We start from the raw sequence: 13,811 nt of genomic DNA on the forward strand, positions 1-13,811 counted from the left end.
GTCTGGAGAGGCGGACGTCCGAAGGATGTCCGTACCACCCGCACTACGCCAGAGGCATACCGAATTGTCTTCGCATCTGCCGGCTGTCTACCGCGGCGCCTGCGCCCCGGGCCCCCGCACCCTGCTCGACGTACTGGACGCGACGGCGGCCGCCCACCCGGGCGCGCTCGCACTCGACGCGGGCGGCGAGAGACTCACCTATCAAGACCTGTGCGACCGGATCACCGAACGGGCCGTGCGGCTCACCCGCCACGGCATCGGCCCCGGCGACCGGGTCGGTGTCCGGATTCCGTCGGGCACGTGTGATCTGTATCTCGCCATTCTGGCGGTCCTGCTGTGCGGCGCGGCGTACGTACCGGTCGACGCCGACGACCCCGAGGAGCGCGCGGCGACCGTCTTCCGCGAGGCCGGGGTGTGCGCCGTCCTCGAAGCCGACGAGCGGATACTGCCGGGGCCGGTGGCGCCCATCGGGGCGCCCTGGCGTCCCGCGCTGCCCAGTGACGACGCATGGATCATCTTCACGTCCGGTTCGACGGGGCTGCCCAAGGGGGTCGCGGTCACCCACCGCTCGGCCGCCGCCTTCGTCGACGCCGAGGCCCAACTCTTCCTGAACGAGAGCCCGTTGGGCCCCGGCGACCGGGTGCTCGCCGGGCTCTCGGTCGCCTTCGACGCGTCGTGCGAGGAGATGTGGCTGGCCTGGCGGCACGGCGGCTGCCTGGTGCCCGCGCCCCGCTCGCTGGTGCGGGCGGGCCATGAACTGGGCCCCTGGCTGATCGAACGCGGGATCACGGTGGTCTCCACGGTGCCCACCCTCGCCGCGCTCTGGCCGGACGAGGCCCTGGAACAGGTCCGGCTCCTGATCGTCGGCGGCGAGGCCTGCCCCGGCGCCCTGGCGGACCGCTTCGCGGTCAAGGGCCGCGAGATGTGGAACACCTACGGCCCGACCGAGACCACGGTGGTGGCGACCGCCGCCCGGATGCAGCCCGGTGAGCCGGTACGCATCGGACTCCCCCTGGACGGCTGGGAGTTGGCGGTGCTCGACCCGTCCGGGCAGCCCGTGCCCTACGGCGCCGAGGGCGAACTGGTCATCGCCGGGGCGGGCACGGCCCGCTACCTCGACGCCGCCAAGGACGCCGAGCGCTTCCGGCCGCTCGCGCTCCTGGACACCCAACGCGCCTACCGCACCGGCGATCTCGTACGCGCCGACGCGGCCGGCCTCGTCCACCTCGGGCGGGCGGACGACCAGGTCAAGGTGGGCGGTCGGCGCATCGAACTCGGCGAGATCGACGCCATGCTGAGAGCCCTCCCCGGCGTGCGGGCCGCGGCGGGCGCGGTGCGCGGCACACCGTCCGGCGGCCAGATCCTGGTCGGCTACGTGGTGCCCGAGCAGGGCGGCTTCCGCGCCGATCAGGCGCGCGGCTTCCTCGCCGAGCGGCTTCCCGCCGCGCTCGTGCCGCTGCTCGTGGAGGTCCCCGAGCTGCCGACGCGCACCTCGGGCAAGGTCGACCGGGACGCGCTGCCCTGGCCGCTGCCCTCCCAGCGCGGCCTCGCCGCCGACCCCGGCCAGGACGACGGCTCCACCACGGCCCGCCTCACCGGGGCATGGGAGCGGATGCTGGGGGTGCGCCCCGGACCGGACAGCGACTTCTTCGCGTTGGGCGGCTCCAGCCTCAGCGCGGCACGGCTCGCCTCCGAACTGCGCCGGCACTATCCCGGTGTCTCCGTCGCCGACCTCTACCGCCGCCCCGTGCTGCGGGACATGGCCCAGCACCTCGAATCCCTCGAAGGCCCGGCCGCCGAGGCCCGGCCCGTACAGCCGGTGCCGCGCAGTGCGGGAGTGGTCCAACTCCTCGTCCAGACAGCCCTGTTCGGGATCGCCGGACTGCGCGGTCTGGTCGGTCTGGCCACCGCCGACAACGTGCTCGGGCTGCTCGCTCCGCAGGCCTGGGCGCCGCACACCTCCTGGTGGTTCGTGATCATCGGCACCCTGGTCCTGATGAGCGCGCCGGCCCGCTTCGCGATCGGCGCGGGCGCGGCCCGGCTGCTGACCCGGACCGTGGTGCCGGGGACGTATCCGCGCGGCGGCCGGGTCCATCTGCGGCTGTGGACGGCCGAGCGGATCGTCGCCGCCTTCGGCGTCCCCTCCCTCCTCGGCACCCCCTGGGCCCGGCTGTACGCGCGCTCGCTCGGCTGCCGGGTCGGACGCGGCGTGGCCCTGCACGCCATGCCGCCGGTGACCGGCCTCGCGACGATCGGCCGGGGCTCAAGCGTGGAGCCGGAGGCCGACATCAGCGGCTGGTGGCTGGACGGCGCGACCCTGCACATCGGCGAGGTCCGCATCGGCGCGGGCGCCCGGGTCGGCCACCGCAGCACCCTGATGCCCGGCGCGGTCCTCGGCGCGGACGCCGAACTGGAGCCCGGGGCCTGCCTGGACGGCCAGATCCCGGCCGGCCGCCGCTGGCTCGGCTCGCCCGCCCGCCCGGCCGAATCGCACGAGCGCATCGCGGGCAACGGCTGGCCCACGCCCCGCCGGCGCCGCTCGCGCCGCTGGGCCGCCGCGTACGCGCTGTCACTCACCGGGCTGCCCCTGCTCTCGCTGATCTCCACCGCACCCGCACTGGTCGGCGTCTACTACCTCGTCCGTTCCTGCGACACGCTCTCCCAGGTCGCCGTGTGCCTGCTGATCGCCGCGCCGCCCATCGCGGTGGCCACGACGCTGTTCTCGATGCTGGTGCTCGCCGGGCTGGTCCGGATCCTCGGCCGGGGCCTGAAGCCCGGCTTCCACCCGGTGTGCGGCGGCGTCGCCTGGCGCGCCTGGCTGGTGACCCGGCTCCTGAGCGGGGCCCGCTCCAGCCTCTTCCCGCTGTACGCGAGCCTCGCGACCCCGGTGTGGCTGCGGCTGCTCGGGGCCAGGGTGGGGCGGCGCGCCGAGATCTCGACGGTGCTGCCGCTGCCCTCGCTCCTGACGGTCGAGGACGGGGCGTTCCTCGCCGACGACACCCTGGTGGCACCGTTCGAAATCCGCGGCGGCTGGCTGCGGCTGGGGACGGCGACCGTCGGGCGGAGGGCCTTCGTCGGCAACTCGGGGATCGTCGGCCCGGACCGCCGGGTCCCTGACGGCGCGCTGATCGGCGTGCTGTGCGACGCTCCCGCGCAGAGCGAGCCGGGCAGTTCGTGGCTCGGCCGCCCGGCGCTGCCGCTGCCGCGGGTGCCGACCACGGCCGACCCGGGCCGCACCTTCCAGCCGCCGCGCCGCCTCGTGCTCGCCCGCGCCGCGGTCGAGCTGTGCCGGGTGCTGCCGCTGATGTGCGGGGTGCTGCTCGCCGAGGCCGTGCTGATCGGCGAACAGAACGCCCTCAACCGGGGCGGCCTTCCGCTGGCCGCGCTGGCCGGGACCGTGCTGCTCCTTGTCGCGGCCGTGGTGGCGGGGCTGACGGCGACCGCCGCGAAGTGGATCCTGGTCGGCCGGTTCAAGCCGGGCGAGCATCCGCTGTGGTCGTCCTTCGTGTGGCGCAACGAGCTGTACGACACCTTCGTGGAGTCCCTCGCGGTGCCGTGGATGGCGGGCTCCTTCACCGGGACGCCGGTCCTCAACTGGTGGCTGCGCAGCCTCGGGGCGCGCATCGGGCGCGGGGTGTGGCTGGAGACGTACTGGCTGCCGGAGACCGATCTGATCACTCTGGGGGACGGAGCGAGCGTGAACCGCGGGTGTGTGCTGCAGACCCATCTCTTCCACGACCGGATCATGCGTCTGGACACGGTGCGGCTCGCCGAGGGCGCGTCGCTCGGCCCGCACAGCATCGCGCTGCCCGGCACCGATGTCGGCGCCCGCGCCTCGGTGGGTGCCGCCTCGCTGGTGATGCGCGGCGAGAGCGTGCCCCGGGACACCCGCTGGGCGGGCAACCCGATCGCGGGCGAGCAGTCGGCTCTCGACGGGGCTCAACTGTCCAACAATCAGGGAACATTGACGGGCCGTCAGGGTTCGGCCCGGGAAGGGAGTGCCGCATGACCCGGTGCAGTCGGCGGTCCCTGGTGCGGGCCGCCGCCCTGTCCGCGATCGGCAGCTCCCTGATCGTGGCCGACGACGAGTCGACCGGTCGCCGGGGCCGCTACTTCCCGCAGCACGGTTCGTACGGGCACGACACCCTCGCGTACGACCTGCGGATCGCCTACGACTCGGCCAGCGGCCGGCTCGCCGGTACGGCGCTCATCCAGGCCGTCGCCCTGCGGCCGCTGGAGCGGGTCGAGCTCGACCTGGCCCGGCTCAGCGCGTACGCCGCGCACGTCGACGGCAGGACCGCCCGGATCCGCCAGCGGCAGGGCAAGCTGTATGTGACGCCCAGTCAGCCCGTGGCGGCGGGCGCGGTGTTCACCACCAAGGTGCAGTACGGCGGGCGGCCCGGTCCGATCCGCTCGCCGTTCGGGAGCATCGGCTGGGACCGTACCGGTGACAGCCACGACGGGACCCTGGTCGCCTCCCAGCCGCTGGGGGCGCCGTCCTGGTTCCCGTGCAACGACCGGCCCGACGACAAGGCCGCGTACACCTTCCGGGTCACCGTGCCGCGCGACCGGCAGGCGCTCGCCAACGGGACGCTCACCGAGTGCCGCAGCGAGGGCGCCACCGATGTGTGGACCTATCACCACCCCGGGCCCATGGCCACCTATCTGGCCGCGCTCTACACCGGCCGCTTCCAGCACGACAGCGTGCTCTCGCCGGGGCCGCCCGGCGGACCGCCGATCCCCGTGCACAACGCCTACCCGCCCCGGCTCGCCGAGGCGGCGCGGCACGATCTGGGCCGCCAGCCCGACATGCTGCGGCACTTCTCGGAACTGTTCGGCCCGTACCCGTTCGAGGCGTACGGGGCGGTGGTGGTGGACGCGGAACTCGGCGCGCCGGTCGAGAACCAGACCCGGTCGGTGTTCGGCCGCAACCACATCGACGGGCAGCGCGGCTGGGAGACGCTGGTCGCCCACGAGCTGGCGCACCAGTGGTTCGGCAACAGTGTGGGCATCCGCGAGTGGCGGCACATCTGGCTCAACGAGGGCTTCGCCACCTATGCCGAGTGGCTGTGGTCGGAGCACGTCGGCGAGGACAGCGCCGACGAGATCGCCCGCCGCGAGTGGCGCAACCTCGCGCGGCGCGGCCAGAACCTGCGGCTCGCCGAGCCGGGGCCGCGCCGCATCTTCGACGACCGGCTCTACACCCGGGGCGCCTGCACCCTGCACGCGCTGCGCACGACGGTGGGCGACGACCGGTTCTTCGAGGTGCTGCGCGGCTGGCACGCGGCGCGGCGCGGCCGGATCGGCGACACCGCCGCGTTCATCGCCCACGCGGAAGCCACGGCCGGGCAGCCCGTGCGCCCGCTGCTGCACGCCTGGCTCTACGACAAGAAGCTCCCGGAACTGCCCGCCGAGGCAGCGACCTGAGGCAGTCGCCGTATACGAATTCCTTTTTCGGCCACACGCATTCTGGTCGCCTTTGTCCTGGCTGCGACCGGTATGAATGGCTTGCTGGGTCCCATATGCCACCCCTTACAGTGCACTTGGCTGTTACCGGCTGATTTCACGGGTGTTATGGGGAGGGCCACGTGCGAATGCCGCACACCGGGCGGGGGTGGCTGTTCGCGGTGCACGTACTGCGCGGCCAGGCGCAGGTGGACTTCATGCCGAGCGCGGTGACCGGCGCGATCTTCACGCTCGCGCTGTTCGCCGCCGGCTGGCAGTACGGCCTGTACGGGTTGATCGGCACCGCGATCGGCACCGGCACCGCACAGTTGCTCGGCGTGGACCGGGGCAGGGTGTCGGCCGGGCTCGAAGGGTTCAACGCCTGCCTCGTCGCGGTCGGCTTCGCCGTGTTCCTGGGCCCCGCGCATCCGGCCACGATGGTCCTCGCGGCGGGCGGCTGTGCTGTCGTCACGGTCGTCACCGCGGCCGCCGCGACAGTGCTGCGCGGCTGGGGGCTGCCCACCCTGACTCTGCCGTTCTGCCTGATGGCGAGCGCGATGACGATCGCGGCGCCCGCCTTCCAGCGGGTCTGGCACGGCGGGCCGGGGCCTGCCGCGCCGAGCCCGGCCGCCGAGGAGTCCGTCGCCCTCGCCCTCACCGACGTACTGCGCGCGTTCTTCGCCAACATCGCGCAGATCTTCCTCATGCCGCAGTGGTACGTCGGGCTGATCTTCCTCGTCGGCATCTTCGCGGCGAGCCGGACGGCGGGGGCGATGGCCTGCGTCGGCAGCGCCGTCGGCATTCTGACCGCCTGGGCGCTCGGCGCCCCCGCCGCACGGATCGCGGACGGCACCATGGGCTACAACGCGGTGCTGGTCGCGATGGCGCTGTGCGGGGTGCTGCTCGCGGCCGACCGCTGGAGCCTCGGCTTCGCGGTGACGGGAGCCGCGGCGGCCACGGTGCTCGGGCCCGCGCTGGGCGCGCTCTTCGCGCCGGCCGGCGGGCACGCCTTCACCTGGCCGTTCGTTCTCACCACGCTGGTCTTCCTCGCCTCCGTCCCCGCACTGCCCCAGCTCCACCGGTCCGGGGCGCCGACCGTCCGGGTCCCGGCCGAACCGGCTGGTTCGGCGGTACCGCACGGCGTCTGAGACAGCGCTTCCACGGCCTCTCGCCGGGGGCTGGCCGCCTCATCCGCACGGCCTCCACGGCATGCGTGCCACCTGCGGCGGTGTGAGGCTGCGAGGGTGACCACCGTCAGCCAGTCAGCAGCCGCTTCCGCGCCGCCCGTGCTCGATGTCCGGCAGCGGAACATCGTCTTCGGAACGATCATGCTCGGCATGCTGCTGGCCGCGCTCGACCAGACGATCGTGGGCACCGCGCTCCCCACGATCGTCTCGGACCTCGGCGGCGCGGCCCACATGTCGTGGGTGGTCACCTCCTACCTCCTGGCCGAGACCGTCGCGACGGCGCTCGTCGGCAAGTTCGGGGACCTGTTCGGCCGCAAGGTCGTCTTCCAGGTCTCCGCGATCCTGTTCATCACCGGCTCGTTCCTGTGCGGCCTCGCCACCAACATGTCGCTGCTCATCGCCTGGCGGGCGCTCCAGGGCATCGGCGCGGGCGGCCTGATGGTGACCGCGATGGCGCTGATCGCCGATGTGATCCCGCTGCGGGAACGCGGCAAGTACCAGGGTGCCATCGGTGCCGTGTTCGGCGTGTCGACCGTCATCGGGCCACTCCTCGGCGGGCTGTTCACCGACCATCTGAGCTGGCGCTGGGCGTTCTACGTGAACGTCCCCATCGCCGTCCTCGTGGTGATCGCGGCGGCCCGGACCATCCCCTCGGTCCGATCCGTGGCCAAGCCCGTCGTCGACTACCTCGGCATCGGCCTGGTAGCGGCCGGGGCCAGCGCCCTGATCCTGGCGACGAGCTGGGGCGGCAACGAGTACGCCTGGACTTCGGCGACGATCATCACCCTGTTCGCGGGCGGTCTGATCGCGCTCGCCCTGTTCTGCTGGGTGGAGACCCGGGCCGTCGAACCGATGCTGCCGATGCGGCTGTTCCGCAATCCGGTCTTCACGGTCTGCTCGGTCCTGAGCTTCGTCGTCGGCTTCGCGATGCTCGGCGCGATGACCTTCCTGCCGACGTATCTCCAGTACGTCGACGGCGATTCGGCCACGGTTTCCGGCGTCCGCACGCTGCCCATGGTCATCGGCCTGCTCATCGCGTCGATCTTCAGCGGCAATGTGGTGAGCAAGACCGGGCAGTACCGGATCTTCCCCATCGTCGGCGCGCTCGTGATGGGGGTGGGCCTCTACCTCCTGTCGCTGATGGGCCCGGGGGTCGGCGCCTGGCTGGAATCGCTCTACATGCTCGTGCTCGGCCTCGGCATCGGGCTGTGCATGCAGGTCCTCACCATCGCCGTGCAGAACACCGTCGACTACGCGGACCTGGGCACGGCGACCTCCGGCGTCACCTTCTTCCGTACGCTCGGCAGCTCGTTCGGCACCGCCGTCTTCGGCACCATCTATGCCAACACCCTGAAACCGAACCTCCAGGACGGGGTGGCCGCCGCCGCGAAGCTCGGCGGCACGGCTCCGGCGCAGCTCGCGAAGGCCGCGCAGTCGCCAGCGGAGCTGCACCGGCTGCCCCCGACGACGGCCGCCCCGATCGTGCAGGCGTACGCCGACAGCCTCCACACCGTCTTCCTGTGGACGGTGCCGGTCGCCGTCGTGGGCTTCGTGGTCGCGCTCTTCCTCAAGCAGGTCGAGCTGCGCGACACCGCCCGGTCCGCCTCCACCGACATGGGCGAGGGTTTCGCGCAGCCGACCACGGGCGACCCCGCCAAGGTGCTCGAACTCGCCGTCGGCAAGATCGTGCGCGGTACGGACATGAACACCGCACGCCGCATCGTGGCGGACTCCGACACCCGGCTCGACGTGGCGGGCGCCTGGGCGGTCATGCAGGTCGAGCAGTACACGCGCATGGTCGGGCATGCCAGCCTGGGCCTGATCGCCGCCCGCCGCCATGTGCCGCCGGAGGTGCTGGTGCCGGTGTTCCAGCGGATGGTCGAGGAGGGGTTCCTGAGCCGCGAGGGCAGCTACTTCTCGCACACGCCGGCCGGTGAGCGCGAGGTCGAGGCCATCACCAACTCCTGGTCGACCTGGCTCAACGAGCAGTTGGAGCGGGACCGCGGCCGGCCCCGCAGCGCGGAACTGCGCGCCGCCGCGGACGCGATCGCCAAGCGCCTGATGGCCGAGGACCTGGCGAACGGACTGCCCGCGTCCCGCGCGAAGGTCGCGGCCGCCGCCCCCTCCTGAGCTCGGCCGCTGCTGCCCCGCGGTGCCTGATACGGTCGGGAACCGGCAGGTCAGGGACTGGAGAAGGAAGGGGTGGCGGCGCGATGGCTGCTCGTCGGAGTGCCGATCCGGACCGGCTCACCTTCACCGAGCAGGCCCGCCGCCGGCAGCTGATCGAGGCCACCATCGACTCGATCGCCACCCGCGGCTACCCGGCCACCTCGCTGGCCGCCATCGCCGAACAGGCCGGGGTCTCCAAGGCCGCCGTCCTCTACCACTACGCCTCCAAGGACAAGCTGACCGCGGCGACCCTGGCGCACGTCCTCGAACAGTTCATGGCGTACGTCACCGAGCGCGTCGAGCGCGAACCCGATCCCAGGGCCGCCGTCGTCGCCTACGTACGGGCGCTGGTCGGCTACCAGCAGGCCAACCGGCGCCATGTGCGGGTGATCGTCGAGATGCTCCTCGACGACCAGGGCGGCACCCGGCTGAAGACACCGGGCTCACACGACACCGGTGGCCGCTGGCAGGGACTGGCCACCTTGCTGACGAAGGGTCAGAAGGCGGGCCGGTTCCGCGAGTTCGACACCCGTACGGTGGCGCTGGCCATCGGTGGCGCGATCGACGGGGTGATCACGCACTGGCTCGTCCACCCCGAGCTCGACCTCGATGCGGCCGCGGACGACCTGGTGGCCTTCACGCTGCATGCCGTGGAGCGCTGAACCTCACACCCCAACTACCGCCCCCTGCGGGCGAATTGCGGCGCGTGCTCGGGGCGTACGCCGATGCCGCCCGGGTACGCCGTCACGCCGCGCAGCGCCAGAATCCGGCGCACCAGGCGCAGCGGCAGCGGGAGCCGGTCGCCGTTCAACGTGCCGTCGAGCGCGGGCCTCAGCAGCATGTCGTGCTCGCCGATCTGCTGCTTCTGCACCACGGTCACAGGCAACCCACGGCGGCGCTGGACGCGCTCCAACTCCCGTGCCGTGACGGCGCCTTGACGCAGCGGGCCCGCGAGGATGCGGGCGGCTGCGACCGCGTCCCGGACGGCCAGGTTGACGCCGACGCCGCCCACCGGGGACATGGCGTGGGCGGCGTCGCCGATGCACAGCAGTCCGTCCCGGTACCAGCGGGGCAGCCGCCCCATCGTCACGTCGAGCAGTTTCACATCGTCCCAGGAGCCGATCGCCGCGGTCACTTCCGCGTCCCAGCCGAAGAGTTGGCCGAGCCGGTCGCGCAGCCACTGGATGTCGTGGGTGCGCAGGGCCGCGTCCTGGCCCTTCGGGATCAGATAGGCGGTCTGGTAGTAGTCCCCCCGGTCCATGGTGACGGCCGCCTGGCCGCCGCCGAAGCGAGCGAACACCCTGCCCTCCTTGATGCCGCCCCTGGGCGCGGGCACCTTCGCCTGCCAGACGTCCATCGGCACCTCGAACTGGTCCTGGCGCAGTCCGGCTTCGCGTGCCACGACCGAGTCGCGGCCGTCGCAGGCGACGGTGAGGTCGGCGGCCAGTTCGCCGGGCCTGCCGTGTTCGTCCACGTACCGGACTCCCGTGATGCGGCCGCCGACGGTGCGCAGCCCGGTCACGGCGGTGTGCATACGCAGCGTGAACGACGGCTCCTTGCCCGCGGCCTCGGCGAGCAGGCCGAGGAAGTCCCACTGCGGGACCATCGCGATGTACTTGTGCGGGCCGGGAATGCGGCGGAAGTCGGCCAGCACGACGGTCGTGCCGTCGAGCTCCATCCGCATCTCCTCCAGCCTGCGCGCGGGCAGCTCCGCGAACCGCTCTCCGAGACCGAGTTCGTCCAGGAGGCGCAGGGTGGAGGGGTGGACGGTGTCACCCCTGAAGTCCCGCAGGAAGTCGCGGTGTTTCTCCAGGACCGTCACCTCGACACCGGCTCTGGCCAGCAGCAGTCCGAGCATCATTCCGGCCGGTCCCCCGCCGACGATGCAGCAGGTCGTTCGCTGCACAGGCTCCGCAGCCCCCACGTTCATCACTCCCTACGATGCGACTGGGGGCGACTCTAACCGATCGGTCAGTTTTCTGATCGACCGGTCACAGTCCATGGGGCACCGGCTCCGGGCAGTGTTGGGTGGCCTCGGCGAGGGATTCCAGGAACACCGCCCCCGCCCCGAGGGCTTCCTCGACCGGCCGGTACCCCCGAGGATCTCCCTCACGTCCATCGAGGAGATTCATGAGCACTGCACCCTGGTACGAGGAGCTGTCACCCGGAACCGGCCAGGCGGAGCCGCGCGCCTGGTGCGCGGAGTCCGACGCCGAACGCCTTTCGCTGAACGGGAGTTGGCGCTTCCGGCTGTCACCGACGGCGGACGGCGAGGACGCCTCGTTCGCCTCGCCCGGGTATGACGCGTCCGGCTGGTGCGAGCTCGTGGTGCCGGGCCACTGGGTGCTCCAGGGCCACGGGAGCCCCGCCTATACGAACGTGCGTTACCCGTTCCCCGTCGATCCCCCGCGGATGCCCACCGAGAACCCCACCGGCGACCATCTGCGCACCTTCGACCTGCCGGACGGGCTGACGGCCGACGGCGAGGTGCTGCTGCGGTTCGAGGGGGTGGAGTCCTGCGCCCGGGTCTGGCTGAACGGCACCGAGCTCGGCACCTTCATGGGCAGTCGGCTCCCCCACGAGTTCGAGGTCGGCGCGCTGCTCCTGCCGCGCGGCAACGTGCTGGCCGTGCGGGTGCACCAGTGGTCGTCTGGCAGTTATCTGGAGGACCAGGACCAGTGGTGGCTGCCGGGGATCTTCCGCGAGGTGACCCTGCTGCACCGGCCCCCGGGCGCGGCCGGCGACTTCTTCGTGCACTCCTCGTACGACCACCGCACGGGCCGCGGCACGCTGCGCGTCGAGAGCGCGGTCGCGGGACGGGTCCTCGTCCCGGAGCTGGGGCTCGAACTCGCCACGGGCGAGAGCGCCCTCGTCCCTGTCGAGCCGTGGACGGCCGAGACGCCACGGCTGTACGCGGCCGAGCTGGTCACGCCCGGAGAGCGCGTCCGGCTGCGCATCGGGTTCCGCACGGTGGCCGTCGAGGACGGGCTCCTGAAGGTCAATGGGCGACGGATCCTGTTCCGCGGGGTCAACCGGCACGAGTTCCATCCCAGGACCGGCCGCACGCTCGACCTCGCCACCATGCGCGAGGACCTGGTCCTGATGAAGCGGCACAACATCAACGCCGTGCGCACCAGCCACTATCCGCCGCACCCCGCCTTCCTCGACCTCTGCGACGAGCTGGGGCTGTGGGTGATCGACGAATGCGATCTGGAGACGCACGGATTCGAGGAGCAGGGCTGGCGCGGCAACCCGGTGGACGACCCGCGCTGGACGCCCGCGCTCCTGGACCGCGCGGCCCGCATGGCCGAGCGCGACAAGAACCACCCGTCGGTGGTGCTCTGGTCGCTCGGCAACGAGTGCGGCACCGGCCAAGGGCTGAGCGCGATGGCCGGCTGGATACGCGACCGCGACCCGGACCGCCCGATCCACTACGAGGGCGACCGCTCCTGCCGGGACACCGATGTGTACTCCCGCATGTACGCCTCGCAGGAGGAGACCGAGCTGATCGGCCGCCACGAGGACACCGAAGGACCGGAGTCCCGAGCCCAACTCCCCTTCATTCTCTGTGAGTACGGGCATGCCATGGGCAACGGACCCGGCGGTCTCAGCGAGTACCAGCGGCTCTTCGAGACGTACGAGCGCTGCCAGGGCGGCTTCTTGTGGGAGTGGATCGACCACGGTCTCGCCCACCCCGAGTTCGGGTACGCCTACGGCGGCGACTTCGGCGAGGAGCTCCACGACGGCAACTTCGTCTGCGACGGACTGCTCTTCCCCGACCGCACCCCCTCCCCCGGGCTCATCGAGTACAAGAAGGTGATCGAGCCGGTCAAGATCTCGGGAGACGGCACGGCGGGCACGGTCCGCGTCTCCAACTGCTTTGATTTCAGCGGGCTTTCCCACCTCGTCTTCGACTGGTCGTACGAGGTCGAGGGCGAGGCGGTGGCATCGGGGCCGCTCGCCGTGCCCGGTCTCGCGCCGGGCGAGAGCGCGGAGCTGAAGCTGGACCCGCCGCCGGTGGCCGATGCCTCGCGCGAGGCGCACTGGACGGTGCGGGCGCTGCTGGCGCACGACACTCCGTGGGCGCCGCGGGGCCACGAGATCGCGTGGGGTCAGCTTCCGGTGATGCCGCGCCCGGGGCTCGCACCCGTGTCCGGGGCCGCGCCGGTGCGCGCGGGCCGGAGGATCTCGCTCGGTCCGGCCGTCTTCGACTCCCGGACCGGGCTGCTCACCGAGCTGGGCGGCGTACCGCTGGAGGGTCCCCGCCTTGACGTGTGGCGGGCGCCGACCGACAACGACGCGGGGGCCGCCTGGCTGCCCGAGGAGCAGTACGCCCGCCGATGGCGCGAGGTCGGCCTCGACCGTATGCAACACCGCCTGGACGACGTGGAGTTGACGGCCGACGGGATCGTGGTGCGTTCGCGGGTGGCGCCCGCCGCGTCCGACTGGGGGCTGCGCGTGACGTACACCTGGAGTGCCGACGGGGAGCGGGTGCGGCTCGCGGTCCGCGTCGCCGCCGAGGGCTCGTGGACGCTGCCGCTGCCGAGGCTCGGGGTGCGGCTGGGGCTTCCGGGCGCGTTCGGGCGGGCCGCCTGGTTCGGCGCGGGGCCCGGCGAGGCGTATCCGGACACCCGGCAGGCGGCCCGCGTCGGGCGCTGGGCCATGCCGGTCGACGCGATGCAGACGCCGTACGTACGGCCGCAGGAGAACGGCGCCCGCGCCGAGGTCCGGTGGGCCGAACTCGGCGACGGGGAAAGGGGTTTGAGGATCGAGGGCGAACCGGAGTTCTGGTTCACCGCCCGGCGCTGGACGAGCGAGGAGCTGACCTCGGCCCGGCATCGGCCCGATCTGGTCCCCGGGGACCGGATCTGGGTGAACCTGGACCACGGGATGCACGGGATCGGTTCGGGATCATGCGGGCCAGGTGTGTTGACAACCCATCAATTGCATGCCGGGGGGCACGAGTTCGGCTTCGTCTTCAGCTTGGCGGCCGATCAGTCTTGAGCTCGT

7 protein-coding genes are annotated in these 13,811 nt (G+C 72.3%); 6 read left to right on the forward strand and 1 reads right to left on the reverse strand.

The window, feature by feature from the left end:
* Positions 1-25 precede the first annotated feature (25 nt).
* The 5 genes from ACIQ8J_RS20620 to ACIQ8J_RS20640 all read left to right on the forward strand — a co-directional run bounded on the left by ACIQ8J_RS20620 (position 26) and on the right by ACIQ8J_RS20640 (position 9,463).
* A complete protein-coding gene (locus ACIQ8J_RS20620; protein WP_403273648.1) occupies positions 26-4,009 on the forward strand; it encodes a Pls/PosA family non-ribosomal peptide synthetase in 3,984 nt (1,327 codons plus the stop codon).
* Positions 4,006-5,427, forward strand: coding sequence for a M1 family metallopeptidase (locus ACIQ8J_RS20625; protein ID WP_403273646.1), 1,422 nt, complete (start codon positions 4,006-4,008; stop codon positions 5,425-5,427). The genes ACIQ8J_RS20620 and ACIQ8J_RS20625 overlap by 4 nt, the downstream gene beginning before the upstream one ends.
* A gap of 167 nt (positions 5,428-5,594) precedes the next feature.
* Positions 5,595-6,593 (forward strand): urea transporter, encoded by a 999-nt coding sequence (locus ACIQ8J_RS20630; protein WP_403273830.1) that lies wholly within the window; start codon positions 5,595-5,597, stop codon positions 6,591-6,593.
* A 96-nt stretch (positions 6,594-6,689) separates the two neighbouring features.
* On the forward strand, positions 6,690-8,762 hold the full coding sequence (locus tag ACIQ8J_RS20635) for an MDR family MFS transporter (protein WP_403273644.1): 2,073 nt from the start codon (positions 6,690-6,692) through the stop codon (positions 8,760-8,762).
* A gap of 83 nt (positions 8,763-8,845) precedes the next feature.
* Entirely contained in the window at positions 8,846-9,463 is a 618-nt protein-coding gene (locus ACIQ8J_RS20640; RefSeq protein ID WP_403273642.1) for a TetR/AcrR family transcriptional regulator, read from the forward strand.
* Between the two features lie 14 nt (positions 9,464-9,477).
* Here the strand turns inward: ACIQ8J_RS20640 and ACIQ8J_RS20645 are convergent, their stop codons facing one another.
* Positions 9,478-10,707: an FAD-dependent oxidoreductase gene (locus ACIQ8J_RS20645; protein WP_403273640.1), complete on the reverse strand. Its 1,230-nt coding sequence runs from the start codon at positions 10,705-10,707 to the stop codon at positions 9,478-9,480.
* 224 nt (positions 10,708-10,931) lie between these two features.
* On the opposite strand from ACIQ8J_RS20645, the gene ACIQ8J_RS20650 reads away from it, so the two are divergent.
* Positions 10,932-13,805: a glycoside hydrolase family 2 TIM barrel-domain containing protein gene (locus tag ACIQ8J_RS20650; protein ID WP_403273638.1), complete on the forward strand. Its 2,874-nt coding sequence runs from the start codon at positions 10,932-10,934 to the stop codon at positions 13,803-13,805.
* Positions 13,806-13,811 lie beyond the last annotated feature (6 nt).

This window comes from Streptomyces sp. NPDC094147, assembly GCF_044764265.1.
In the GTDB taxonomy this organism is placed as follows: Bacteria; Actinomycetota; Actinomycetes; order Streptomycetales; family Streptomycetaceae; genus Streptomyces.